Origin of the sequence: Halomonas campaniensis (assembly GCF_002211105.1) — a bacterium.
Taxonomy (GTDB): domain Bacteria; phylum Pseudomonadota; class Gammaproteobacteria; order Pseudomonadales; family Halomonadaceae; genus Vreelandella; species Vreelandella campaniensis_A.
Genome location: NZ_JPUA01000049.1, coordinates 72,165 through 94,832 on the forward strand (window position 1 = coordinate 72,165; position 22,668 = coordinate 94,832).

Consider the following 22,668-nt stretch of genomic DNA (forward strand, 5'->3'; position numbering starts at 1 on the left):
CACCAGTATCGCGCCAGAGTTGGGCGACCATCACTGCGTGCAGTGCCCCGCAAACGCTGCTACCTGGGGGCACTGCACGCCAGTCATACCAAGTGTCCCATCAACTGTGGCTTTTGATCTTCTCGGGTAGCAGGCCTTTGGGCGCAAAGCGCAGCACCATTGTGATCAACAGGCCAATCACCAGCACCCGTGCCTGTAGGGCGCGGCTATCCATATTGCCCGGTGCATCCCAACCGAACGCGCCTTCGCCAAAGGCCACCGCTAACTGCATTAAGAACAGCGCCAGGGGCTCAGACATAATCCAGATGATATACACCGCCACAGCGCCAAAAATGGTGCCCAGGTTATTGCCCGGCCCGCCAAGTATCACCATCACCAACACCAGGAAGGTATGGTTAAGCGGCAGGTAGCCTTGAGGGTCGAAGAGGCTGTTGAAGGTGCCCAGTATGCCGCCGCCTAAGCCCATCAGAATGCAGCCCAGCACGAAGATCTCCAGACGCCGTTTATTGATGTCTTTGCCCATCGCCGCAGCGGAGACTTCGTTATCGCGAATCGCTCGGATCATACGTCCCCAAGGTGCGTTATAGGCGCGATTGAGCAGAAAGAAGATCACCGCAATGATCACCGCGGTAAACGAAAGGTAGATCGCTCTGGAGAGCGTAAAGCCCAATTCAGCAGGCCCCGGGGTGGGCCAGGGTAGCGGGGAAACCGTGGCGGTGCCGCGGGTAAGCCAGTCAGAGTTTTTCAAAAATGCTTTGATGATTTCGGCTATGCCCAGGGTGGCAATGGCCAGATAGTCGCTGCGTAAACCCAGACAGATATGGCCAATAAAGTAGCCAACGCCACCCGCCAAGGCGCCACCAACAATCCAGCCGATCCAAGGCGGTAAGCCAAGCCCACCGACAAAGCCTGCCTGGTTTTCAATCGCATCAGTGACTTCGCGCAGCTGGCTAATCACCACAAGGTAAAGCACGACAGCCAACACCACCGCGATAAACGTACGCAGGGGCTTGGGTACGCCCAGTCGATCCAGCTTGCTGGCGCCAACGATCAGCAGGATGGCGGCAGCGCCATACAGCAATACGCGGCCAAATTCACCGGGTAGCGCCGTGCCCCAGAAGGCATCGTTGACCGGTACGCTGAAGAACATCGCACAGAAGCCGCCCAGGGCGACAAAGCCCATTACCCCGGCATTAAACTGCCCCGCGTAGCCCCACTGTATGGTTAAGCCCAGTGCAAGGATGGCGTAGCAGGCGGCCTCTACCAGCATGCGTGTGCTGTAGGCGGCGCCCATGATGGCGTACACCGCCAAAATCGCTACGAGCAGCACACCAAACAGGATCAGTTCACGCAGCGGGAAGCGACGGGCAGGCGTGGCGTCTTGGGGAGTGTAGGCAGGGTTGCGGGTTTTTTCTGAATTGCTCATTAGATCACCTTGCCCTTAAAGAGTCCGGTGGGACGCCACACCAAAATGGCTACCAGAATGAAAAACGGCACCACAATTTTGTACTCGGTTCCCACGAAGGCTAGGTTTGAAGGTAGTTCAAGCCAGGTGGGCAGGCTGTCGCGGAAGGGGCGCAATAGCACGTTCCAGTTGAATACCGCCAAGGTTTCGGCAAAACCGACCACAAAGCCACCGACAATGGCGCCGTAAGGGTGGCCAACGCCGCCCACAATGGCCGCAGCGAAGATAGGCAGTAGCAGGAAGAAGCTTAAGTCGGGTTTGAAAGTGACATCCAGGGAGAGCAGTGTTCCTGCAATGGCAGCCAGGCCACCCGCAATGATCCAGGTGACTGCCACAATGGTATTGGTATTGATCCCCGATGCCTGGGCAAGCTCAGGATTATCCGACATGGCGCGCATTGCCTTGCCTAATCGTGAACGGTTAAGGAAAAGGTGCAGCGCCACCACGGCGACGACGGTAATCACAAACAGATAAATTTGCGGTTCGGTCACCACGATAGGCGCCCGAGCGCCCTCAAAGGGCAGCGTCAGACGAAAGATCTCTTTGCGATCATCCACATAGAGGCTCTGCCCGCCGGTACCGGAAAACAGGCGAATCAAACCCTGCAAAATTAACGTGACCCCCAGTGATCCAATCACTAACACGATCGGCTTGACCCCATGGGCGCGTAGCGGCTTGTAAAAGGTTTTGTCGATCCCCACTGCCAAGGCGGCAGTCAGCAGCATCGCCAGCGGCAGCATTAGAACCGCGGTCGGCACACCAATGCTGGCGCCCGCTGCCGGGAAAAGTGTGGTGAGCAGCAGCACCATAAAGGCGCCGAAGGTCATCATGTCGGCGTGGGCGAAGTGGGCAAAGCGCATAATGCTGAAAATCAGCGTTACGCCAATGGCCCCGATGGCATAAATAGAGCCGCTTACGCTGCCCGAGATCACCACATTGTTAATAAAAAAAACCAATTCGTTCACGTCTATCTCCCTGGGGCTAGCCGCCCAAAAAGCTTTTGGCGACATCCGGGTCAGCAAGAAGTGCTGCCCCAGTGTCGGTAAAGCGGTTTTGGCCAGCGGCCAGCACAAAGCCTTTATCGGCGATCGCGAGGGCCTGTTTGGCGTTCTGTTCCACCATCAAAATACCCACGCCAGCGGCGTTGATCTGTTTGACGCGGTCGAAGATTTCATTCATGTAAAGCGGCGACAGCCCCGCGGTGGGCTCATCGAGCAATAGCAAGCTGGGCTCGGCCATCAAGGCGCGCCCCATGGCGACCATCTGGCGCTGCCCCCCGGAGAGCTCACCGGCGGGCTGGCGGCGCTTTTCATACAGCGGTGGGAAAAACTCATACACCTGAGCGAGCATACGCTTGACGTTTTGCGGCTTTAAAAAGGCGCCCATCTCGAGGTTTTCCTGCACCGAAAGGCTGGGGAAAACGTTCTTCTCCTGGGGCACAAACCCCATGCCGCGCTGCACTAGCTGGTTAGGCGGCAGGTTTTGGATTGGCTGGCCGTTAAGCAGTATCTCGCCCTGATTAACATGCAGCAGGCCAAAGACCGCTTTCAGCATGGTGGATTTACCTGCCCCGTTAGGGCCGACGATAACACCGACCTCATCGGCTTCCAGCGTCATGTTGACCCCATTAAGGATATTCATGCCGCCATAGCCGCCGTGCACATCCCGTGCGTCGATTAATGGCCTGGTCGTTGATGACATAAGCAAAGTATTCCAGCAAGGTCGCTTGGCAGCGACGTCATTGTATTAGTTGGGAAATAAAGAAAACGTCACACTCAAGCGGCATCGGTACCGAAGTAGGCCTCGATGACTTCAGGATTGTTCTGGATATCGTTGATATGCCCCTCCACCATCACGCTGCCCTGGGCCAGCACAATGACTGGATCGCAGAGGCGAGCAATCATCTCCATATCGTGTTCAATGACCAGAAAGGTGTAGCCCATCTCTCGGTTCAGGCGCTCAATATTGCTGATCAAATCACCTAACAGCGTACGGTTTACCCCGGCGGCGATCTCATCAAGAAGAACCACTTTGGCGTCGGTCATCATGGTGCGGCCAAGTTCGAGGAGTTTCTTCTGGCCGCCGGACAAGTTGCCCGCTAGCTCATTACGCACGTGGTACAGGCCGACGAAATCAATCACCTCCAGAGCGCGGCGGCGCACCTCGGCTTCTTCTTGGCGCACTATGCCCGGCTTTAACCAAGCGCTGAAAAGGCTTTCTCCCGATTGATGGGGTGGCACCATCATGAGGTTCTCCAGCGCGCTCATCTGACTGAACTCGTGGGCAATTTGGAAGGTACGCAGCAGGCCTTTGTGAAAACGCTGGTCGGCGCTAAGCGCGGTAATGTCTTCACCATTGAGAAGGACGCGGCCGCTATCCGGGGCTAAAGCGCCGGCAATTAGGTTAAACAGGGTGGATTTGCCCGCGCCATTAGGGCCGATCATACCGGTAATGGAGCCCGTCTCCACCTGAATGGAGCAGTCGTTAATTACCTGCAGGCCGCCGAACGCTTTGTTGACGCGCTGTACATCAATAAGAGGGGTCATGGTGTCTCCACGCGATGCAGGCGGCTAAAAAGCCGCCTGCGCACTGTTATTAAGTTGTTTGTCGTGGTTTTTTTAGCCACCGCTGGCTGGCTGCAAAGGCACCGATAATGAGCAGTGCGCCAAGAGTGGGAATAAGGTAGCCCTCCACTTGAGGAAGGGTGCGTAAAAACACAAAGGCTACGGCAGCAGGTGCCACAAAGCGCACTAGAAAACGCCATAGCTTAAACCAGGCAACACTGCTGCCCAACTCCTTCATCACTTCGCTCTGGGTTAGCGCCCAGCCTGCAAATAGCGCTATGAGCAGACCGCCTACCGGCATAAAGATATTGGTCAGTAGCTCGATAAAGTCGAAAGCCGTGCGCCCAAAGAGGGTGTGGAAGATCGTTCCTTCGGCCCAGAGGTTAAAGCTAACCACTGTCAGTAAGCCCATCGCCCAGGCGGCGATTACCATAATCGTGACCGCCTGCGGCCGGGTCATATCAAAGCGCTCCACCAGGAAAGCGGCAACCGGCTCGATCAGCGAAATAGAGGAACTGATAGCGGCGCCGAGCACCAGAATAAAGAACACACCGCCGACCAGCGCGCCAAACGGCATCTCGGCAAATGCCAGCGGCAGGGTAACAAACATCAGGCCAGGGCCTTGCCCGGTTTCCAGCCCGGCGCCAAACACCAGGGCAAAAATGGCCAGGCCTGCCACCATAGCGACGGCGGTATCGACGATGGCGACAGCAAAGGCGGTGCGGGTCAGTGAGACATTGCTGGGCATATAGGCGCCGTAAGCCATGATGGCCCCCATCCCCAAGCTAAGAGTGAAGAATGATTGGCCCATGGCCTGCAGCCAGCCCTCGAGGCTGAGGTCGGCGATATTAAAAGTGAACAGGAAGCTGGCGGCGGCGCCTATATCGCCATTGATCACGCCGTAGGCCAGCACCACCAACAGAATTACAAACAGCGCGGGCATCATAATGCGCAGGCCTGATTCGATACCTTTATGAATACCCATACCGACAATCAGCGCGGACGCGGCAATGAAAAGGGTGTGATAGAGCGTCATTAGGCCAGGAGCGGCCAGCAGAGCGTCAAAGCCAGTACTAATGGTCTGTGCGTCGGCGCCGACCAGTGAGCCGGTCAGCATTAGCCAAGTGTAGTGAATCGCCCAGCCGGCAATCACCGAATAGAAGCTTAAAATCAAAAACGCCGAGGCAGCGCCCAGCCAGCCGATGGTTTCCCAGGCCCGTGAGGTGCCATGGGTTTTGGTCAGATGCCGCATGCCCATAATCGGGCTCTGGCGGCTGGTGCGACCCAACATGATCTCGGCAATCAGAATCGGGATGCCGACGGCGAAGATCGTCAGCGCGTAGACCAGTATAAAGGCACCGCCACCGTTTTCACCGGTGAGGTAGGGGAAGCGCCAAAGATTACCCAAGCCGACGGCGGAGCCAACCGCGGCGAGAAGAAAAGTGCCTTTATGCGTCCAGACGTTATGACCGCTCATGGGTAAGAGTGTCCGTAGTTGGGCGTCAGAATGGGGTGGTATCCAAACGCCTGTATGAATATAGCGATGTCAGCGTGCCTTGGAAGCGCCGAATTTAGCGTTACTGTGCGATAGAACGCGCCGCCTTTCCAGCGTATTAGCGTTTAGGCTGCGTTTAGGGGAGTATCTTGGCAGCTGTGAAGTGGTCATGAAGCATGGCAATGAGACATAAAAAAAACCCGCTTTCGCGGGTTTTTGGTTACTCACTGCTGAGACCGGGTTACTTCTTGCTGTAACGCTTACGCTCTGTCTCTTTCAGCAGCTTTTTACGCAGGCGGATGTGTGCCGGCGTGACTTCGACGAGCTCGTCAGAGTCGAGGAACTCGATGGCCTGCTCCAGGGAGAACTTAACCGGCGGGGTCAATACGATGTTCTCATCGTTACCGGTGGAGCGCATGTTGTCGAGCTTCTTGCCTTTGGTGGGGTTAACCACCATGTCGTTAGCGCGGTTGTTGATACCGATCAGCATGCCTTCGTAGACTTCCGTGGCGTGATCGATAATCAGCTTGCCGCGCTCTTGCAGCGCATACAGCGCATAGGCAAGGGCTTTTCCGTCCACCATCGAAACCAGCACGCCGTTACGACGCTCGATAGAGGCTTCAGGCTTCAGCGGGCCGTAGTGATCAAAGCGGCTTGTCAGAATACCGGTGCCTGAGGTCAGGGTCAGGAACTGGCCGCGGAAACCGATCAAGCCACGAGCAGGAATGATGAAGTCCAGGCGTACCCGTCCTTTACCGTCCGGCAGCATGTTGGTCATCTCACCTTTACGGTAGCCCAGCTCTTCCATGATTGAGCCTTGGTGCTGCTCTTCACAGTCGATGATGACCTCTTCGTAGGGCTCCTGCTTCTCACCGTCGATCTCTTTGATGATGACTTCAGGACGGCCTACGGCCAGCTCAAAGCCTTCACGGCGCATGGTTTCGATCAGCACCGACAGGTGCAGTTCGCCACGCCCAGAAACCTTGAACTTCTCAGGGGTTTCGCCCTGCTCAACGCGCAGTGCCACGTTGTGAATCAGCTCTTGATCAAGGCGATCTTTGATATTGCGGCTGGTCACAAACTTGCCATCTTTACCGGCGAACGGTGAATCGTTGACCTGGAAGGTCATTGAAACGGTCGGTTCGTCGACGGATAGCGGCGGCAGCGCCTCGACCTTGGCCGGATCGCATAGCGTATCGGAAATAGACAGATCGTCGATGCCGGTAACACAGACGATGTCGCCGGCGGTGGCTTCGTTGGTCTGCACGCGCTCAAGGCCCATATGGGTCATGACCTGACCGATTTTGCCCTTACGCACATTGCCATCAACGCCGATTACCGACACCTGCTGGTTCGGTTTCACTGCGCCGCGCTTGATGCGGCCAAGACCGATAACGCCTACGTAGCTGTTGTAATCCAGTGCAGAGATCTGCATCTGGAAGGGGCCGTTGAGCTCAACCTGGGGCGGCTCAACGATATCGACGATGGCCTGGAACATGGGATCCATGTTGTCCGCCAGCTCTTCAGGATCCATACCGGCAATGCCGTTTAGGGCAGAGCAGTAGATGATCGGGAAATCGAGCTGTTCATCAGACGCGCCAAGATTGTCGAACAGATCGAAAATCTGGTCGATCACCCAGTCAGGACGTGCGCCGGGGCGGTCAATTTTGTTGACTACCACGATCGGCCGCAGGCCTTGGGCGAAGGCTTTCTGGGTCACAAAGCGGGTTTGCGGCATCGGGCCATCAACGGCGTCTACTAGCAGTAGCACCGAATCGACCATCGACATAACGCGCTCAACCTCGCCACCGAAATCGGCGTGCCCAGGTGTATCCACAATGTTGATGTGGTAACCGTTACCCTGGCTGTCTTGCCACTGAATGGCCGTGTTCTTGGCCAAAATGGTAATGCCACGCTCTTTTTCCTGATCGTTTGAGTCCATGATGCGCTCTTGACCTTCTGCTTTACGGTCAAGGGTGCCGGACTGGCTCAGGAGTTTGTCGACCAGTGTGGTTTTACCATGGTCAACGTGGGCTATGATCGCGACGTTGCGCAGGTTATTAACCGCGCTGGAGTTTTGCTGGTTTTGCATGCTGAGAGAGAACTCTTGTGAACACCCGTTTGTCCACGGGTCGGAAAATGCGGGTCGCAAGGGCTGGCAATTTGCCGACCATCTTGGCTCAGGGCTTGCGTCCAATAGCCATTCTACCATGCCAAAGGCTTCGCTGATATTACTGCCTCCCATATCAACCTTGGTCTAGGAATGTTTTCGCCATGATCCAGCATCCGCTAGACTAGCGCTTTTCCCACTGGGGCAGGAGCATGACCATCGGCAACCTGATGCGTTTGTTAAGCGATGGCGAGGTTCACTCTGGCGAGCAACTGGGTGAAACGCTGAGTATTTCTCGTGCGGCGGTGTGGAAACAGTTAAAAAAACTGGAAGCACTGGGGGTGGAGATAGTTGCGGTGAAAGGCCGTGGCTATCAGCTGGCGCAACGACTGGAGCCCTTGGAGGGCGCCAAAATCGTTGCACAGTTGCCCGCTCAGGCGCGCCACCACCTTGCGCGCCTGTTTGTTGAAGATCAGTTACCCTCCAGCAATGAGTATCTGCGCCAACGCTTTGAGCAGGGCGCAGGGCATGGCGAAGTGTGCTTGGTTGAGCTGCAGACAGCGGGGCGTGGACGCCGGGGGCGCGTTTGGTCGACGCCCTGGGGGCAGAGCCTCATGCTCTCGCTGGGCTGGCGCTTTGAGTCGGGTATTGCGGTGCTGGAGGGATTGAGCTTGGCGGTAGGCGTCGTCGTTGCCCAAGTGCTTGAGCGGCACGGAGTGGCGCCGAAGCTTAAGTGGCCTAACGATATTCTGCTCTCCGAACAGGGGGATGGCCCAGGCGACGAGTTAGGCAAACTGGCTGGTATTCTTATCGAAGTGACCGGGGATGCGGCAGGCCCCTGCGAGGTGGTTATCGGTATTGGTATGAATCTCTGGTTGCCCGAAGCGCAACGAGCCGCTATCGACCAGCCCGTGGCGGCGCTTTTCGAGCGACTGCCGGATATCTCGCGCAATCAGTTGGCTTCAGAGGAGGTGGCAGGTCTGTTGGCCATGCTGGCTACCTTTGAGCAGGATGGTTTTGGTGCCTGGCGTGATGCCTGGAATGAACGCCACGCCTATGCCGGGCTGCCGATTCGGGTGATTCAGGGAGAGCAGGTCAGCGATGCCGTCGCCGGAGAAGTGGATGAGAGTGGTAACCTCTGGGTTACCGAAAATGGTCACTCGCGACGCCTAGCCGGCGGTGAGATCAGCGTGCGCAGGCGTTTATGATTCTGGATCTTGATATCGGCAACACGCTGTCCAAGTGGCGGCTCAAGGATGCCGAGAGTAGCGAGATACGCTCCCGGGGGGCAGTGTGGACCCGGGAAGAGTGGCGTCCAGGGGCCGATATTCCCGATCTTGACGTGGTCGAGGCGGTGCGGATATCCAGCGTTGCCAGGGCGGCCGTACTGGAAGAAACGGTCGCTTTGCTGCGCCGCCGGGTGCGTCATGTCCATGTGGCCCACTCTACCCAAGAAGCGCTAGGCGTAGTTAACGGCTACGAAGAGCCGGGCCGTCTGGGTGTTGATCGCTGGATGGGGGCGCTGGCGGGGTATCAGTTAGCGGGCGGTTGCTGTGCGGTGGATTGCGGCAGCGCGATAACGATCGACTTTGTGCTGCCAGGTGGCCAGCACCTGGGTGGCTTTATTATCCCTGGTCTGCGGCTGATGAAAGAGAGTCTGAAGCTTGGCACCCGCAATGTGGCCATTGACCCTGAAAGCGAGGCCGATGAGTTGTTAGAGCCAGGTCGGCGAACCGTTGATGCGGTTAACCATGGTATTTATATGGCCGCCGTCAGTGCCATTAATCGCATTTATAGCGAAGTGTGTGATCAAGAGGGTGTGGCGCTGCCAATGCTGTTGACAGGGGGCGATGCGCGAGTTGTTTCGCGAGGCGTGCAGGTGCCCCATGCGGTGTGGCCGGATATGGTTTACGGCGGCTTGGAGGCGTGCTTTCCGATGACCTTCGCCGAGCGAGCGGGTAAAATGTCGGGCGCACCGCGGGTGCCTGAGCCCGTGGCGCTAGAAAAGATTCGCGCGGCACTTGCATTCTCCATGCTGCTTTGACAGAATGCAGCGCGTTCCAAGACAGGCAGAAGGTGCCCTGGCATCCAAGCTACGATAAATTAAGTAAATATCTAGCTTGACACTGTTTTGAAGGCTGGCATAATGTGCCGCCACAGTTGGAGAGGTTCCCGAGTGGCCAAAGGGAGCAGACTGTAAATCTGCCGCGAAAGCTTCGAAGGTTCGAATCCTTCCCTCTCCACCAGATTTATCAAGCGCTGAGCTTCTCGGTGTTTGGGAATGAAAAGCCGGTAAGCGGGCGTTAGCTACTGTTTCTCGTGCAGCGGATTGTCATTCTATAGGCAAGTTCTGCGGGCGTAGTTCAATGGTAGAACCTCAGCCTTCCAAGCTGATGGTGCGGGTTCGATTCCCGCCGCCCGCTCCAGTTGATGTGTTTGGCTCATGTAGCTCAGGGGTAGAGCACACCCTTGGTAAGGGTGAGGTCGACGGTTCAATTCCGTCCATGAGCTCCATATTGCAGATAAAGCGAGCGAAGCTCGCTTTTTTTGTCTCTGCGTTTAGGTGGTTTATACGACGCTTGAGCGTAAAGAAGGGGTTGTCAGGGGCGGGTTTCTCCGCTACCATGGCGCCCGCTGTTGTATAGGCGATTGGAAAGACGCTTGTCGGCAGAAGTTAAGAAGCAAATGTAGAAAGTCAGTACGACGATACAGGCCAGTAGCTCAATTGGCAGAGCAGCGGTCTCCAAAACCGCAGGTTGGGGGTTCGATTCCCTCCTGGCCTGCCAACCTTCCCCAGGTTGGTATGTCTTTTTCCAAAATTCTTTTATCGTTCGCCGTACCCTGAGGAGTCTCGTTTTTATGAAGCCTGGTTCTGTAAAACATGGCGCCGAGGTGCAACAGACGCGCCATGACGGGCTCAAGTGGGCGGCGGTCGTAGCGCTGCTTGTCGTTGCTGTTGTTGGTAATACCTATTTCGCCGATATTGGCCTGCTCTACCGCGTGCTTGGCGTAGTGGTGTTGTGTGTGATTGCGGGTTTGATTGCGCTAACCACTACCAAGGGTCGTGATTTAGTAGAGCTTGCCAGAAGCGCCAAGAAAGAGATTCAGCGCGTTGTATGGCCGACCCGTCCCGAAACCATTCAGACCACCGCCATTGTGTTGGTGGCCGTTCTGGTGGTCGGGCTAATGCTGTGGTTGATCGACACTCTTCTTGGCTGGGCGATGTCCGGCGTCATTGGTTAGGAGCTTTCATGTCCAAACGTTGGTACGTCGTTCACGCTTATTCTGGCTTTGAAAAGCATGTCATGCGCTCACTTATTGAGCGTGTGAAAATGTACGGTATGGAAGATCGCTTCGGCGAAATTCTGGTGCCGACAGAAGAAGTCGTCGAAATGCGTGACGGCAAGCGTCGCAAGAGTGAGCGTAAGTTCTATCCTGGCTATGTGCTGGTCGAGATGGAAATGGCCGATGAGACATGGCACCTCGTCAATGAAACGCCCCGCGTGATGGGCTTTATCGGCGGCACCAAAGAGAAGCCTGCGCCCATTACGGCGCGTGAAGCAGATGCGATTCTGATGCGCGTAAAAGACGGTACTGATAAGCCGCGGCCTAAAACGATGTTTGAGCCGGGTCAGTCAGTGCGTGTTGTTGATGGGCCGTTTGCCGATTTCAACGGTGTTGTCGAAGAAGTGAACTACGAAAAGAGCCGCCTGCATGTCAGCGTGCTGATCTTCGGGCGCTCTACACCTGTTGAGTTAGAGTTTTCTCAGGTTGAGAAAGAGTAACAGGTGAGTGGTAAATAGTTAGTAGCGAATAGTCAGTAAGCAGTAGGTTTTAATTCGTGTGGGATGGCTGGTCAGCCGTTTCACTGGTACCGGGGAGCCTTCGGGCGCTATTACCCAACTGGAGTATTAAAGATGGCCAAGAAAGTACAGGCTTATATCAAACTGCAGGTTGCTGCAGGTAAAGCCAACCCAAGTCCGCCGGTAGGCCCTGCACTGGGTCAGCACGGCGTGAACATCATGGAATTCTGTAAGGCGTTCAATGCCGCGACTCAAGAAATTGAGCCAGGCCTGCCAACGCCAGTCGTGATCACTGTTTACTCAGACCGTAGCTTCACGTTCGTCACCAAGACACCGCCTGCTGCCGTGCTGCTGAAAAAAGCCGCTGGTATCAAGTCGGGTTCTGGTGAGCCGAACAAGAAGAAGGTCGGCACCGTGACGCGTGAACAGCTTGAAGAGATCGCCAAGACCAAAGAGCCTGATTTGACGGCTGCGAATCTCGATGCCGCTGTACGCACCATTGCTGGCAGTGCTCGCAGCATGGGCCTAAACGTGGAGGGTCTCTGATCATGGCTAAACTGTCTAAGCGTGCGAAAATTATTCGCGAAAAAGTAGACACTACTAAAGCCTACTCTATTGAAGAGGCGGTAGCGCTGCTCGCCGAGCTGTCCACTGTTAAATTCAAAGAGTCCGTTGATGTCGCCATCAACCTGGGCGTTGACCCGCGTAAATCTGACCAGGTGGTGCGTGGCGCTACTGTCATGCCTAACGGTACCGGTAAAGATGTACGCGTTGCTGTCTTTACTCAAGGTGCTAATGCCGATGCCGCTAAAGAAGCTGGCGCCGACATCGTGGGTATGGACGACTTGGCTGAGCAAGTGAAAAAAGGCGTAATGGATTTTGACGTCGTTATCGCTTCGCCCGATGCTATGCGCGTTGTAGGTCAGCTAGGTCAAATTCTAGGTCCGCGTGGCCTAATGCCTAACCCGAAAGTTGGCACCGTAACGCCCGATGTGGCGACCGCGGTTAAAAATGCCAAAGCGGGTCAGGTGCGTTTCCGTACCGACAAGAACGGCATCATCCACACTACCCTGGGTAAAGTGGATTTTGACGCCTCAGCGATTAACGGCAACCTGGAAGCACTGGTTGCTGACCTGAAGCGCCTCAAGCCGAGCTCGTCTAAAGGCATTTACTTCAAAAAAATGACCCTGTCTACTACCATGGGCCCGGGTTTGACAATCGATCACTCTGCTTTCGCGTAAGCGAGTCATCGTTGATTTTTTTGTAGGAACCGAGCAAGAACTTTGCGGTCCCCCGTTTGGTGGCTATCACTGGACTGGGCATCGTCAAAGACCGCAGGTGCCGCGCTTGATCAGTACGTTTGTTCGTACTCAGCAGCGCGGCTTAATTGCCTCAGAAGCGCCTGCGCAGATGGTGTGGCCGCCAGTTGGTTAAGCTTTAAACGGCTTTCTGGTGAGCACCATCCCCAAGGCTTCCCGCTTTGCAGCGCATTTTGTAAAGCACGGCGGGGAGAGATGGTAACCACCGGAACCTTCTTGGGTTCCGGCACGAAGGAGTGATCACTGTGCCACTAGCACTTGAAGGCAAGAAAGCGATTGTTGCCGAGGTCAGTGAAGCGGCCAAGGGCGCACTCTCCGTCGTAGTTGCTGATTCTCGCGGCGTTACGGTTGGTAAAATGACCGATCTGCGCAAGCAGGCGCGCGAGAATGGTGTAGAGCTGCGTGTCGTACGTAACACGCTGGCTCGCCGCGCTCTCGAGGGCACTCAGTGGGAGTGCTTGAACGATAGCTTCGTTGGTCCTACGTTGTTGGCCTTCTCTACTGATCATCCGGGCGCTGCCGCTCGTCTGTTCAAAGAGTTTGCTAAAACGGACAAGAACTTCGAAGTAAAAGCGTTGGCCTACGAAGGTGAGCTGATTCCGGCTGCTGACATCGACCGTCTGGCAACCCTACCGACTCACGACGAAGCAATTGCCAAGTTGATGTCGGTAATGAAAGAAGCCTCCGCTGGCAAGCTGGTTCGTACTCTGGCCGCACTGCGCGACCAGAAGCAAGAAGCCGCCTAAGCAGGTTTTCTTGCAGGTGGCGGCAATGGTTTAACCAGTGCGCTGCCTGAACCGAGCAATGAATCCTGAGTCCTCGGCTGACCGAGACTCCCGCAAAGTTAGGAATGAAACAATGGCACTGTCTAAAGACGATATCATCAATGCTGTAGCCGACATGACCGTAATGGAAGTTGTCGAGCTGATCGAAGCAATGGAAGAGAAATTCGGCGTTTCTGCCGCTGCTGCTGTGATGGCTGGTCCGGCTGCTGCTGGCGAAGCTGCTGAAGAGCAGACTGAGTTTGACGTCGTTCTGACGTCTGCTGGCGACAAGAAAGTTAACGTGATCAAAGCGGTTCGTGAGATCACCGGCCTTGGCTTGAAAGAAGCTAAAGGCGCTGTTGACGGCGCTCCGGCGACCATCAAAGAAGGCATGTCTAAAGACGACGCTGAAGCAGCTAAAGCCAAGCTGGAAGAAGCGGGCGCAACCGTCGAGCTCAAGTAATTCTTGTGCGGACGGCTTTACGCGCTGCGTAAGCTTCCACGGCTGGCGGCGGGATATCCCGCTGCCGGCCTTTTTCTGTTGTAGCTGGTGTTGATCAGTCGGTGAGAATGAACGACAGCAGTACCGCTCATTGAGAGTGGCCACGACAGAAACGTAAAAGCGTTATTGAAGATGGCGTTATTGAAGATAGTGTTATCGACTACAGTGTTATCGACGACTGAGTTATCGAACTAGATTTTCGACGGCGAGCTACCGATTTAGGAGCTTGCTGTCTGTGTCTGACGAAGCCCGCCGGGCAGCGATGACCACGCATCGGTCACCCATGGTGAACAAGCTGGGGAATACAGATGGCTTACTCATATACTGAGAAAAAACGCATCCGCAAGGATTTCGGCAAACTGCCCCAAGTGATGGATGTGCCTTACTTGCTGGCGATCCAGCTTGATTCCTATTACGACTTCCTCCAGCAAGATCGTTCGCCCGACGAGCGTCACGAGGTCGGTCTGCACGCGGCATTCAAGTCCGTGTTTCCGATTGAGAGCTTCTCCGGCAATGCAGCGCTTGAGTATGTCAGCTACCGCTTTGGTACGCCGGCGTTCGATGTTAAGGAGTGCCAGCTGCGCGGCGTGACTTACTCAGCCCCGCTGCGCGTCAAGGTTCGTTTGATCATCTATGATCGCGACTCCTCGAACAAAGCAATCAAAGATATTAAAGAGCAAGAAGTCTACATGGGGGAAATCCCCCTGATGACTGAGAACGGTACCTTTGTGATCAACGGTACTGAGCGGGTAATCGTCTCCCAGCTCCACCGCTCGCCCGGTGTGTTCTTCGATCACGATAAAGGCAAGAGCCACTCTTCCGGCAAGCTGCTCTACTCAGCGCGCGTGATTCCTTACCGTGGCTCCTGGTTAGACTTCGAGTTTGATCCCAAAGACAACGTCTTCGTACGTATTGACCGTCGCCGCAAGCTGCCGGCCTCGGTACTGATGCGTGCCCTGGGGATGAACACCGAAGAGATCCTCGCCGAGTTCTTTGAAACCAGCGTCTTCCACATCGAGAAATCCGGTTTCTCTGTGGAGCTGGTGCCGTCGCGCCTGCGCGGTGAGACCGCGACGTTCGACATCAAGGATGGCGAAGGTAATGTGATCGTTGAAGAGGGGCGCCGGATTACCCAGAAGCACATTCGTCAGCTTGAAAAAGCCGGCCTTGAGCGTCTGGATGTGCCGATGGAGTATCTGTTCGGCAAAACCCTGGCCAAAGATCAGATTGATTCCAAGACCGGCGAGCTGATCTGCCCCTGCAATACCGAGATCACTCCTGAAGTGCTTGAGCGTATGGCTCAGGGTGGCATTACCCTGGTGGAAACGCTCTACACCAACGATCTTGACTGCGGTTCCTTCATTTCCGATACCTTGAAGCTGGACGCGACGAACTCCGCGCTTGAAGCCCTGGTGGAAATCTACCGCATGATGCGCCCCGGCGAGCCGCCCACCAAAGAGTCTGCCGAGACGCTGTTTAACAATCTGTTCTTCTCTGAGGACCGCTACGACCTCTCTGGCGTTGGCCGCATGAAGTTCAACCGTCGCCTGCGTCGTGATACCGACACGGGCTCCGGTGTGCTGGATCGCAAAGACATCCTTGATGTGCTGCGTGAGCTGATCAATATCCGTAACGGCTTCGGTGACGTTGACGATATCGATCACCTGGGTAACCGCCGTATTCGCTGCGTTGGCGAGATGGCAGAGAACCAGTTCCGCGTTGGTCTGGTACGCGTTGAGCGTGCCGTGAAAGAGCGCCTTTCCATGGCGGAAAGCGAAGGCCTGATGCCCCAAGACTTGATCAACGCCAAGCCCGTCGCGGCGGCGGTGAAGGAGTTCTTCGGTTCCAGTCAGCTTTCCCAGTTTATGGATCAGAACAACCCGCTCTCTGAGGTTACCCATAAGCGTCGTGTGTCGGCACTCGGCCCCGGTGGTTTGACCCGTGAGCGTGCTGGTTTCGAAGTACGTGACGTTCACGCCACGCACTACGGGCGTCTATGCCCCATCGAAACGCCAGAAGGCCCGAACATCGGTCTGATCAACTCGCTGGCCACTTACAGCCACACCAACAGCTACGGTTTCCTTGAAACACCGTACCGTAAAGTGGTTGATCGTCAGTTGACCGACGACATCGTTCACCTCTCGGCGATCGAAGAGGGCGACTTTGTTATCGCCCAGGCGTCAGCAGCGGTAGATGAGTCCAACAAGCTGAGTGATGACCTTGTTCAGGTTCGTCACCGCGGTGAAACGACCTTTATGCGTCCTGAACAAGTGACGCTAATGGACGTATCGCCACGTCAGGTGGTCTCCGTCGCAGCGGCATTGATTCCGTTCCTGGAGCATGATGACGCCAACCGCGCCTTGATGGGTTCTAACATGCAGCGTCAGGCGGTGCCGACCCTGCGTGCTGATAAGCCGTTGGTAGGTACCGGCATGGAGCGCTTTGTTGCCCGTGACTCCGGTGTCTGTGCGGTGGCCAATCGCGGCGGCGTGATTGATTCCGTTGATGCGCGTCGTGTGGTGGTGCGGGTCAATGAGGATGAAATCATCGGCGGTGAAGCCGGCGTTGATATCTACAACCTGACCAAGTACACCCGCTCGAACCAGAATACCTGTATGAACCAGCGCCCCATCGTACGGCCTGGCGACAGCGTGGCACGTGGCGACATTCTCGCCGACGGCCCGTCGGTGGATATGGGCGACTTGGCGCTAGGTCAGAATATGCGCATCGCGTTCATGCCCTGGAACGGCTACAACTTCGAGGACTCGATTCTGCTTTCAGAGCGGGTCGTTCAAGAAGACCGTTTCACCACGATTCACATTCAGGAACTGACCTGTGTGTCTCGCGACACCAAGTTGGGCTCAGAAGAGATTACTTCCGATATTCCCAATGTGGGTGAGTCTGCACTCTCCAAGTTGGACGAAGCGGGCGTCGTTTATATCGGTGCCGAAGTTGGCCCGGGCGATATCCTGGTCGGTAAGGTAACGCCGAAGGGTGAAACCCAGCTGACGCCCGAAGAGAAGCTGCTACGTGCCATCTTCGGCGAGAAAGCGTCTGACGTTAAAGACACCTCGCTGCGTGCCCCCACCGGCATGAAAGGTACGGTCATCGACGTTCAGGTGTTTACTCGCGACGGCGTGGAGAAAGACTCACGCGCCCTGTCAATCGAGCGCACTCAGTTGGACGAAGTTCGTAAGGATCTCCAAGAGACCTACCGTATTGCCGAAGACGCCACCTTTGAGCGTCTAAAGCGTACCCTTGAAGGTCAGGCCGTTAACGGCGGTCCGAACCTCAAGAAAGGTGATGTGCTCGACGAAGCGTACCTGGATGAGTTGCCGCGACAGCAGTGGTTCAAGCTGCGCTTGCAGGACGAGTCGTTTAACGAACTGCTGGCTCAGGCTGACGAACAGCTGGAAACCCGTCGCAAAGAGATGGACGAGCGCTTTGAAGACAAGAAGCGCAAGCTGACCCAGGGCGATGACCTCGCGCCGGGCGTGCTGAAGATCGTCAAGGTCTACATGGCCGTCAAGCGTCGCATCCAGCCGGGTGACAAGATGGCCGGTCGTCACGGTAACAAAGGTGTTATCTCGGCGATTATGCCCATCGAAGACATGCCGTTTGACGAGAAGGGCGAGCCGGTTGACGTGGTGCTTAACCCGCTGGGCGTACCGTCACGTATGAACGTCGGTCAGATCCTTGAGACGCACTTGGGTATGGCGGCACGTGGCTTGGGCGTCAAGATCGAAGCCATGCTGCGCGATGCACGCGGTCAGCAAGTAGCCGAGATTCGTGACTTCCTGGGGCAGATCTACAATACGCAAGGTACGCGTGTTGAAGACCTTGACTCCCTGACCGACGACGAAATCATCGCCCTGGCGAAGAACCTGAAAGGCGGTGTGCCGATGGCAACACCGGTGTTTGATGGTGCCAAAGAGCATGAAATCAAGCACCTGTTGAAGCTGGCGGACATTCCCGAGTCGGGTCAGATGGCCCTGTTCGATGGCCGTACCGGTGACGCTTTTGACCGTCCGGTCACCGTTGGCTACATGTACATGCTGAAGCTTAACCACTTGGTAGACGACAAGATGCATGCGCGTTCTACCGGTTCTTACTCGCTGGTTACCCAGCAGCCCTTGGGTGGTAAGGCGCAATTCGGTGGTCAGCGCTTCGGTGAGATGGAAGTGTGGGCGCTGGAAGCTTACGGCGCTGCATACACGCTACAAGAGATGCTCACCGTCAAGTCGGACGACGTCGAAGGCCGCACCAAGATGTATAAAAACATCGTGGATGGCGACCACACCATGCAGGCAGGCATGCCGGAATCCTTCAACGTACTCGTGAAGGAAATCCGCTCGCTGGGCATCGATATCGAGTTAGAGAGCTAGGAGCCGTCCCATGAAAGATTTGGTGAAAGTACTCAAATCGCAGTCTCAGTCCGAAGAGTTTGACGCGATCAAGATTACCCTGGCGTCGCCGGACATGATTCGCTCCTGGTCGTTTGGCGAGGTGAAGAAGCCTGAGACCATCAACTACCGTACCTTTAAACCGGAGCGGGATGGCCTGTTCTGCGCCAAGATCTTTGGTCCGGTAAAAGACTACGAGTGCCTATGCGGCAAGTACAAGCGCATGAAGCACCGCGGTATCATCTGCGAAAAGTGTGGCGTAGAAGTAACCAAAGCCGCCGTGCGCCGTGAGCGCATGGGGCACATTGAGCTCGCCTCTCCGGTGGCGCACATTTGGTTCTTGAAGTCACTGCCGTCGCGTATCGGCATGTTCCTCGATATGACCCTGCGTGATATCGAGCGCGTGCTCTATTTCGAAAGCTTTGTCGTTATCGATCCAGGCATGACCACGCTGGAGCGTGGTCAGCTGATGAACGACGAGCAGTACTTTGAAGCACTGGAAGAGTTCGGTGATGACTTCGACGCCCGCATGGGTGCCGAAGCCGTTCAAGAACTGCTTAAAGATATCGATCTGGAAGAAGAGATTAACCACCTGCGCGAAGAGATTCCGCAGACTAACTCCGAAACCAAGATCAAGAAGCTCTCCAAGCGCTTGAAGCTGCTTGAAGCCTTCTACCACTCCGGTAACGCGCCGGCGTGGATGGTCATGGAAGTCCTGCCCGTGCTACCGCCGGATCTGCGTCCGCTGGTACCGCTGGACGGTGGCCGCTTCGCGACCTCTGATCTTAACGACCTTTACCGTCGTGTGATCAACCGTAACAACCGCCTGAAGCGTCTGCTTGATCTTAATGCGCCGGATATTATCGTGCGCAACGAGAAGCGTATGCTCCAGGAAGCGGTCGATGCGCTACTCGACAACGGTCGTCGTGGCCGCGCGATCACGGGCTCCAACAAGCGCCCGCTGAAATCGCTCGCCGACATGATCAAAGGTAAGCAGGGTCGTTTCCGTCAGAACCTGCTGGGTAAGCGCGTCGACTACTCGGGCCGTTCGGTAATTACCGTAGGTCCGACCCTGCGTCTGCACCAGTGTGGTCTGCCCAAGAAAATGGCCCTTGAGCTGTTCAAGCCGTTTATCTACTCCAAGCTGCAGTCGCTGGGCTACGCCTCAACGATCAAAGCCGCCAAGAAGATGGTCGAGCGCGAGCTGCCGGAAGTGTGGGATATCCTCGCCGATGTTATCCGCGAGCACCCGGTACTGCTCAACCGCGCCCCCACGCTTCACCGTCTGGGTATCCAAGCGTTTGAGCCGCTGCTGATCGAAGGTAAAGCCATTCAGCTGCACCCGCTGGTATGTGCTGCTTATAACGCCGACTTTGACGGTGACCAGATGGCGGTACACGTACCGCTGACGCTGGAAGCGCAGCTTGAAGCCCGTGCGCTGATGATGGCCACCAACAACGTACTGTCGCCCGCTAACGGCGAACCGATCATCGTACCGTCGCAAGACGTTGTTCTGGGTCTTTACTACATGACCCGGGAAAAGATCAACGCCAAAGGCGAAGGCATGGTGTTCTCTGATCTCAATGAGGTCGAACGCGCCTTCGGTACGCAATCAGTATCGCTGCACGCCCGGGTCAAAGTGCGTCTGGACGAAATCGATATCGAAGAAGAGAGCGGCGAGCGTAGCTTCCACCGCCGTATTTACGATACGACGGTAGGCCGTGCACTGCTGTTCCGCATTCTGCCCGAAGGTGTGCCCTTCGAGCTGATCGACCAGCCGATGAAGAAGAAGGCGATTTCCAGCCTGATCAACGAAGTTTATCGTCGTGCTGGCCTCAAGCCGACCGTCATTTTCGCTGACCAGCTGATGTATACCGGTTTCCGTCTGGCGACCTGGTCCGGCGCCTCAATCGGTGTTAACGACTTCGTTATTCCTGAAGCAAAAACTGAAATCGTTGATGCAGCGGAAGCCGAAGTTAAAGAGATCGAAGACCAGTTCTCTTCTGGCCTGGTAACAGCGGGTGAGAAGTACAACAAGGTTATCGATATCTGGTCCAAGGCCAACGATAAAGTCGCCAAGGCGATGATGGTGGGTATCTCTAAAGAGACCGTCATCGATCGTGATGGTAACGAAGTTGAGCAGGACTCGTTCAACAGCGTCTTCATCATGGCCGACTCCGGTGCTCGTGGTAGTGCCGCCCAGATCCGTCAGTTGGCGGGTATGCGTGGCCTGATGGCCAAGCCGGACGGTTCGATCATCGAAACGCCGATCGTCGCCAACTTCCGTGAAGGTCTGAACGTACTGCAGTACTTCATCTCGACCCACGGTGCGCGTAAAGGTCTTGCGGATACGGCGTTGAAAACCGCCAACTCCGGTTACCTGACCCGTCGTCTGGTCGACGTGGCGCAAGATTTGGTCATCACTGAAGTCGACTGTGGCACTGAAAATGGTTTGACTCTGCATCCGATCATCGAAGGCGGCGACATCATTGTACCGCTTTCCCAGCGCGTGCTTGGTCGCGTCGTCGCTCAGGATGTAGTTCACCCTGGCAGCGGTGAAGTATTGATCGCTAAAGGCACTCTGCTCGACGAGAAGTGGTGTGCCGAGCTCGATACCATGGGGGTCGACGAAATTGTCGTGCGCTCCACGATCACCTGTGAGACCGCACACGGCGTGTGTGCCTCCTGTTACGGCCGTGACTTGGCCCGTGGTCATCAGGTCAACATCGGTGAAGCCGTTGGTGTTATCGCCGCACAGTCGATTGGTGAGCCGGGTACCCAGCTGACCATGCGTACCTTCCACATCGGTGGTGCAGCATCGCGCTCCTCTGCGACCGATAGCGTACAGGTTAAGCACGGCGGTAAAGTACGCCTGCACAACATCAAGCACGTTGAGCGTGCCGACGGCAAGCTGGTGGTGGTCTCGCGCTCTAGCGCCCTGGCCGTTGCCGACGACCACGGTCGTGAGCGTGAGTACTATAAGCTGCCCTATGGTGCAGAGCTCTCCGTGCGTGACGGCGACGTGGTCGACGCAGGTGCGACCGTTGCCAAATGGGATCCGCACACTCACCCGATCGTTGCTGAAGTAGAAGGTAAGGCACAGTTCATCGATCTCGACGAGGGTGTCACCATGCACCGCAGCGTCGATGAAATGACCGGCCTCTCCTCTATCGAGGTGATCGAGTCTGCAGCCCGCCCCATGGCGGGTCGCGACAAGCGCCCGATGGTGATGCTGCAGGATAGCGCGGGTGAGTACGTCTCTGTATCGGGCTCTAACACCCCGGTTCAGTACCTGCTGCCGGGTAACTCCATTATCTCCGTCGATGATGGCGTCACTATCGGTGTGGGTGAGGTGGTTGCGCGTATCCCGGTAGAAGCCTCGGCGAACAAAGACATCACGGGTGGTCTGCCGCGGGTAGCTGACTTGTTCGAAGCGCGTAAGCCGAAAGAGTCCTCGATCCTGGCCGAGATCAGCGGTGTGGTCAGCTTCGGTAAAGAGACCAAAGGCAAGCGTCGCCTGACCATTACGCCGGAGTCTGGCGATCCGTTTGAGGCGCTGATTCCGAAGTGGCGTCAAATCGCGGTCTTCGAAGGCGAAACCGTCGAGAAGGGCGAGGTAATTTCCGATGGCCCGAGCAACCCGCACGATATCCTGCGCTTGCTGGGTGTTGAGGAGCTCGCCAAGTACATCACTGCCGAAGTGCAGGACGTTTACCGTCTGCAGGGCGTAGGCATCAACGACAAGCACATCGAAGTGATTGTGCGTCAGATGCTGCGCAAAGTAGAGATCACCGATTCGGGTGACTCTGACTTCATTACGGGCGACCAGGCAGAACTGGTTCGCGTACTGGAGCAGAACGAGCGGCTTGAAAAAGAGAAGAAATTCCCGGCCAAGTATTCGCGTATGCTGCTGGGTATCACTAAGGCCAGCCTGGCCACCGAGTCGTTCATTTCCGCGGCCTCCTTCCAGGAGACAACCCGCGTATTGACCGAAGCAGCGGTGACAGGCAAGCGCGATTACCTGCGCGGCCTGAAAGAAAACGTGGTGGTTGGTCGCCTGATACCCGCGGGTACGGGCTTGACTCACCACGCAGAGCGTCGTCGCAAGCGCGAAGACGTAGAGCAACTGTTCAATCCTTCGGCTACCGAAGTCGAACAGGAGCTGGGTGCTCAGTTGACCGCTCTCGACTCTGACGATGAGCTGTAGGTCTGGCGCCTAAAGCAGTAGGTAATATGAGTAAGT

The 22,668-nt window shown here is 56.1% G+C and carries 16 protein-coding genes and 4 tRNA genes; 14 read left to right on the forward strand and 6 right to left on the reverse strand.

Going from position 1 to position 22,668, the window contains the following annotated elements:
- Positions 1 to 100: 100 nt before the first annotated feature.
- From JI62_RS21075 to typA, 6 genes are all read right to left on the reverse strand, one after another.
- Entirely contained in the window at positions 101 to 1,426 is a 1,326-nt protein-coding gene (locus tag JI62_RS21075; protein WP_088702059.1) for a branched-chain amino acid ABC transporter permease, read from the reverse strand.
- Positions 1,426 to 2,430, reverse strand: coding sequence for a branched-chain amino acid ABC transporter permease (locus tag JI62_RS21080; protein ID WP_088702060.1), 1,005 nt, complete (start codon positions 2,428 to 2,430; stop codon positions 1,426 to 1,428). Before JI62_RS21080 ends, JI62_RS21075 begins: the two co-directional genes overlap by 1 nt.
- Before the next feature lie 16 nt (positions 2,431 to 2,446).
- A complete protein-coding gene (locus tag JI62_RS21085; RefSeq protein WP_088702061.1) occupies positions 2,447 to 3,166 on the reverse strand; it encodes an ABC transporter ATP-binding protein in 720 nt (239 codons plus the stop codon).
- Between the two features lie 74 nt (positions 3,167 to 3,240).
- Positions 3,241 to 4,011: an ABC transporter ATP-binding protein gene (locus JI62_RS21090; protein ID WP_088702062.1), complete on the reverse strand. Its 771-nt coding sequence runs from the start codon at positions 4,009 to 4,011 to the stop codon at positions 3,241 to 3,243.
- 49 nt (positions 4,012 to 4,060) lie between these two features.
- A complete protein-coding gene (locus JI62_RS21095; RefSeq protein ID WP_088702063.1) occupies positions 4,061 to 5,506 on the reverse strand; it encodes a sodium-dependent transporter in 1,446 nt (481 codons plus the stop codon).
- 259 nt (positions 5,507 to 5,765) lie between these two features.
- Positions 5,766 to 7,616, reverse strand: a complete 1,851-nt coding sequence (typA, locus tag JI62_RS21100) for a translational GTPase TypA (protein WP_088702064.1) — start codon at positions 7,614 to 7,616, stop codon at positions 5,766 to 5,768.
- Positions 7,617 to 7,846: 230 nt separating this feature from the next.
- Between typA and JI62_RS21105 the strand changes: the two genes are divergently transcribed.
- The 14 genes from JI62_RS21105 to rpoC all read left to right on the forward strand — a co-directional run bounded on the left by JI62_RS21105 (position 7,847) and on the right by rpoC (position 22,632).
- A complete protein-coding gene (locus JI62_RS21105) occupies positions 7,847 to 8,842 on the forward strand; it encodes a biotin--[acetyl-CoA-carboxylase] ligase (RefSeq protein ID WP_088702065.1) in 996 nt (331 codons plus the stop codon).
- On the forward strand, positions 8,839 to 9,678 hold the full coding sequence (locus JI62_RS21110; protein ID WP_088702066.1) for a type III pantothenate kinase: 840 nt from the start codon (positions 8,839 to 8,841) through the stop codon (positions 9,676 to 9,678). The genes JI62_RS21105 and JI62_RS21110 overlap by 4 nt, the downstream gene beginning before the upstream one ends.
- A 118-nt stretch (positions 9,679 to 9,796) precedes the next feature.
- Positions 9,797 to 9,880, forward strand: a tRNA-Tyr gene (locus tag JI62_RS21115).
- Positions 9,881 to 9,986: 106 nt separating this feature from the next.
- Positions 9,987 to 10,060, forward strand: a tRNA-Gly gene (locus JI62_RS21120).
- A gap of 13 nt (positions 10,061 to 10,073) precedes the next feature.
- Positions 10,074 to 10,148 (forward strand) — tRNA-Thr (locus tag JI62_RS21125).
- Positions 10,149 to 10,344: 196 nt separating this feature from the next.
- Positions 10,345 to 10,420, forward strand: a tRNA-Trp gene (locus JI62_RS21130).
- A 73-nt stretch (positions 10,421 to 10,493) separates the two neighbouring features.
- Entirely contained in the window at positions 10,494 to 10,877 is a 384-nt protein-coding gene (gene secE / locus JI62_RS21135; protein ID WP_022520874.1) for a preprotein translocase subunit SecE, read from the forward strand.
- Between the two features lie 8 nt (positions 10,878 to 10,885).
- Positions 10,886 to 11,419 (forward strand): transcription termination/antitermination protein NusG, encoded by a 534-nt coding sequence (gene nusG, locus JI62_RS21140; protein ID WP_088702067.1) that lies wholly within the window; start codon positions 10,886 to 10,888, stop codon positions 11,417 to 11,419.
- 132 nt (positions 11,420 to 11,551) lie between these two features.
- Positions 11,552 to 11,983, forward strand: a complete 432-nt coding sequence (rplK, locus tag JI62_RS21145; protein WP_007112017.1) for a 50S ribosomal protein L11 — start codon at positions 11,552 to 11,554, stop codon at positions 11,981 to 11,983.
- A gap of 2 nt (positions 11,984 to 11,985) precedes the next feature.
- Positions 11,986 to 12,678, forward strand: coding sequence for a 50S ribosomal protein L1 (rplA, locus tag JI62_RS21150; protein ID WP_088702068.1), 693 nt, complete (start codon positions 11,986 to 11,988; stop codon positions 12,676 to 12,678).
- 323 nt (positions 12,679 to 13,001) lie between these two features.
- Positions 13,002 to 13,502 (forward strand): 50S ribosomal protein L10, encoded by a 501-nt coding sequence (gene rplJ, locus JI62_RS21155; RefSeq protein ID WP_088702069.1) that lies wholly within the window; start codon positions 13,002 to 13,004, stop codon positions 13,500 to 13,502.
- A 112-nt stretch (positions 13,503 to 13,614) separates the two neighbouring features.
- Positions 13,615 to 13,983 (forward strand): 50S ribosomal protein L7/L12, encoded by a 369-nt coding sequence (gene rplL / locus JI62_RS21160; RefSeq protein WP_088702070.1) that lies wholly within the window; start codon positions 13,615 to 13,617, stop codon positions 13,981 to 13,983.
- Between the two features lie 347 nt (positions 13,984 to 14,330).
- Positions 14,331 to 18,407, forward strand: coding sequence for a DNA-directed RNA polymerase subunit beta (gene rpoB, locus JI62_RS21165; RefSeq protein ID WP_088702071.1), 4,077 nt, complete (start codon positions 14,331 to 14,333; stop codon positions 18,405 to 18,407).
- Positions 18,408 to 18,417: 10 nt separating this feature from the next.
- Entirely contained in the window at positions 18,418 to 22,632 is a 4,215-nt protein-coding gene (gene rpoC / locus JI62_RS21170; RefSeq protein ID WP_088702072.1) for a DNA-directed RNA polymerase subunit beta', read from the forward strand.
- The last annotated feature ends 36 nt before the right edge of the window (positions 22,633 to 22,668 follow it).

What these genes read in the sequence shown, in the direction of transcription:
- rplL (WP_088702070.1), top strand. Translation starts at nt 13,615, where the DNA reads ATGGCACTGTCTAAAGACGATATCATCAATGCTGTAGCCGACATGACC.
- rplK (WP_007112017.1), top strand. Translation starts at nt 11,552, where the DNA reads ATGGCCAAGAAAGTACAGGCTTATATCAAACTGCAGGTTGCTGCAGGT.
- JI62_RS21090 (WP_088702062.1), bottom strand. Translation starts at nt 4,011, where the DNA reads ATGACCCCTCTTATTGATGTACAGCGCGTCAACAAAGCGTTCGGCGGC.
- JI62_RS21105 (WP_088702065.1), top strand. Translation starts at nt 7,847, where the DNA reads ATGACCATCGGCAACCTGATGCGTTTGTTAAGCGATGGCGAGGTTCAC.
- rpoB (WP_088702071.1), top strand. Translation starts at nt 14,331, where the DNA reads ATGGCTTACTCATATACTGAGAAAAAACGCATCCGCAAGGATTTCGGC.
- rpoC (WP_088702072.1), top strand. Translation starts at nt 18,418, where the DNA reads ATGAAAGATTTGGTGAAAGTACTCAAATCGCAGTCTCAGTCCGAAGAG.
- JI62_RS21075 (WP_088702059.1), bottom strand. Translation starts at nt 1,426, where the DNA reads ATGAGCAATTCAGAAAAAACCCGCAACCCTGCCTACACTCCCCAAGAC.
- JI62_RS21085 (WP_088702061.1), bottom strand. Translation starts at nt 3,166, where the DNA reads ATGTCATCAACGACCAGGCCATTAATCGACGCACGGGATGTGCACGGC.
- nusG (WP_088702067.1), top strand. Translation starts at nt 10,886, where the DNA reads ATGTCCAAACGTTGGTACGTCGTTCACGCTTATTCTGGCTTTGAAAAG.
- secE (WP_022520874.1), top strand. Translation starts at nt 10,494, where the DNA reads ATGAAGCCTGGTTCTGTAAAACATGGCGCCGAGGTGCAACAGACGCGC.
- JI62_RS21095 (WP_088702063.1), bottom strand. Translation starts at nt 5,506, where the DNA reads ATGAGCGGTCATAACGTCTGGACGCATAAAGGCACTTTTCTTCTCGCC.
- rplA (WP_088702068.1), top strand. Translation starts at nt 11,986, where the DNA reads ATGGCTAAACTGTCTAAGCGTGCGAAAATTATTCGCGAAAAAGTAGAC.
- JI62_RS21110 (WP_088702066.1), top strand. Translation starts at nt 8,839, where the DNA reads ATGATTCTGGATCTTGATATCGGCAACACGCTGTCCAAGTGGCGGCTC.
- typA (WP_088702064.1), bottom strand. Translation starts at nt 7,616, where the DNA reads ATGCAAAACCAGCAAAACTCCAGCGCGGTTAATAACCTGCGCAACGTC.